Raw genomic sequence first — 2,538 nt, 5'->3', positions numbered from 1 at the left:
ATGCTTGACGACGTTGTTCTCTCGTGGTCATGTGGCAACCTCCTTCATTGGGTTGCCTTCATTTTCTCATGAATGGTTTGGACGTTGAAGGTGGGCTGGATTTGACGCTTACGTTTATACGGAAGAGAGTAATATCCCTATTTGGTTCAATTCATCCAGCCAGCGTTGAAGCTCTATTGCCGTTCAACCAGTGACGTATTACCGGCAGCCTCCGTCTATACGATGTGGTCATCGCAACTCTTGGTGTTTTTATCAATATCCGACTGAATCATCTCTATAATTTATAAAAAATGGGTATCATTGAAACAAAACAACTTCGAATGCGTTTTATAATGAGAGGGGATGTTAACACGCTGTAGAATGCTCTCTATGACAAAAACCATTGAGTTATTATGATGGTTACCTCATCTTCCCTTCGAATTCCAGTATGGCTCAGATTTATACATCATAATTTAATGAATGATCTAACCTAAGGAGGAAATACGATGAAGAAGACCAAAACTGCGATTGTTTTTTTAGGCCTAATTTGTATCTTTATGATTCTATTTGGATGTAAGTCAGCTGAGGATTTGACTCAATCAACAAGTGAAGAACAATCGGATTTACCTGTTGATCATTCAGTTAGTATTGATAAGGGAACTAGCCGGCCTGAAAATCCAATACCTACAGCGACGACAAATGATCAACCGCCTCAGTACATCGATGAAAGTAAATATGAAGGTGATGAATTAGGGATTGTAAAGACATTAAATAACATAGTGAAAGCTTTATACGAGAAGGACACTGATGCATATAATTCATTCATTACAGGAGATATGACTCCGATTAAAGGGAAGCTTGATTTTAAAAAGCACTTTTTAAGTATCGATAAATTAGATTTCACGGTGAAACCTGACCTTACACCTCCTGATGGTGCTAAACCTGTTTGGGTAGAATATACAGAGAAGATCTATGGTAACGAGGCAATTGAAACAGATGCGCAACTGTTTGTGTTTCAGTTTGAAGATAATGTTTGGAAATTAATATATATAGCTGATCATTGGCGATGGTAAGAATAAAATAAAAAAATGCGCTATACCACAAATAGTGGCATAGCGCATTTTTTATTAATCTTAAAAACCAGAACCATTACCCCACGAAGTAGGATTAACCCTTACCATATTGTAAACAGTACGATTTGGGTCTGGGTCAGATTCCCACCCCTCATTACTCATATACCCGGAAGTCCCCGATAGATTAATACGTCTTTGGTAGCGCAATTGGGAGGAACCGCCACCGTCAAGGTGTACACCCATAGTACAACCTAAGCCTTTCATGAACTGCCTAACTTCCCATACAGAGGCGTTCTTAAATGTGGCTAGAACAATTGTTCTGTATGAACCGCTGGGGCCGAGCGCACCATAACCAATGGCAGATCTACCGTCCAAATTAGTTTTACCTGCCCATGAATTAGCATATTCAGGGTGACCGGTTATTTCGTTAATATACTGTTGTTCAGGATCTGTACCAGTGTACGATTTACTTAGATGGAGGCTATATCCACCTATAGCCCATTTCACATTACTTGTAGTAGCACCTACGGAATTACCACTATAATCCAAAGTGTCTTTATATGTGTCTACAACATGCGTTTTAATATAACTACTGTTAACAGCAGGATCAAAATGGTAAAGGACTCCTCTTTTAGTCGTTTGCCCAGGCCCATGACTAGAATTAGCTGTTTGATCACCGCCGGTTCTTACCGCGGCATTGTTATTAACAGCTACTCCCAAAAGTGACGTACCGTAAAAGAATGTCCCATTGATCCCATACATGTTGGAATCCAAAACGCTCCCATTAATACTCGCTACAGATACACAATCAAGGTCTGCGATGATGTATCGAACTTCTTTTCCATTCTGTGTCGTCTTTACAGCATTAGCGATAGTACTCATTAAAAATCACTCCTGATATTTTATTAGAACATCATCCGAATGAATGTTCTGCCTTCATTTTTCAAGCGCCAATTCTTAAGTCGCTCTTCTTGTTGAAGACATTCGGGATACCACTGTGCCTACTGTATCCCTCAATAGGCACCATGGGAATGTCGTATTATCAAGCTTATCATCGAGATGCCTCTTTCTAATGCCTCTCTGTGATTGCTTGATGATATATACAGTGTCGCGAGTATAAGAAATTACAACTAGTAGCAGAAAATAATTGAAAATAATTGATGGCTTATATTAGACACCCAAGCGTGGGGTTCTACTAATTATGATGTAGCAAGGGAACAGGGAGTTGGCATGGAACCTATGGATAATGATTGTGGAAAGCTTTCGGACTACTTAGATGGGATATAAAAGCTTTTGGAGACATTAGAGCTGACTATGGCCGCAAATAAAAAAGACACCCGCTCCTAGATAACAAATCTGTGAGTGGGTGTCTGGCTCTTCGCCACTAGCAATTATTTAGGCTGAAATGACTGCTTTACACTTCCAGAAAACCTATGAAAACCCGGTATAAAAGGGGCAAAGGGAGCCCCGTCGCTAGAGTATTGGT

2 protein-coding genes are annotated in these 2,538 nt (G+C 39.9%); one reads left to right on the top strand and one right to left on the bottom strand.

Annotated elements, in window-relative coordinates; all coding sequences use genetic code 11:
• Nucleotides 1-485 precede the first annotated feature (485 nt).
• Nucleotides 486-1,052, top strand: coding sequence for a hypothetical protein (locus AC1TPC_RS26775; protein ID WP_482069764.1), 567 nt, complete (start codon nt 486-488; stop codon nt 1,050-1,052).
• A 60-nt stretch (nt 1,053-1,112) separates the two neighbouring features.
• On the opposite strand, the gene AC1TPC_RS26770 is transcribed toward AC1TPC_RS26775, so the two are convergent.
• Nucleotides 1,113-1,934 (bottom strand): phosphodiester glycosidase family protein, encoded by an 822-nt coding sequence (locus AC1TPC_RS26770; protein WP_482069763.1) that lies wholly within the window; start codon nt 1,932-1,934, stop codon nt 1,113-1,115.
• Between the last annotated feature and the right edge of the window lie 604 nt (nt 1,935-2,538).

Source organism: Paenibacillus sp. Y280, from assembly GCF_056786335.1.
Note: the sequence above shows the minus strand (reverse complement) of the source record. Positions and strands in the feature narration are given on the sequence as shown.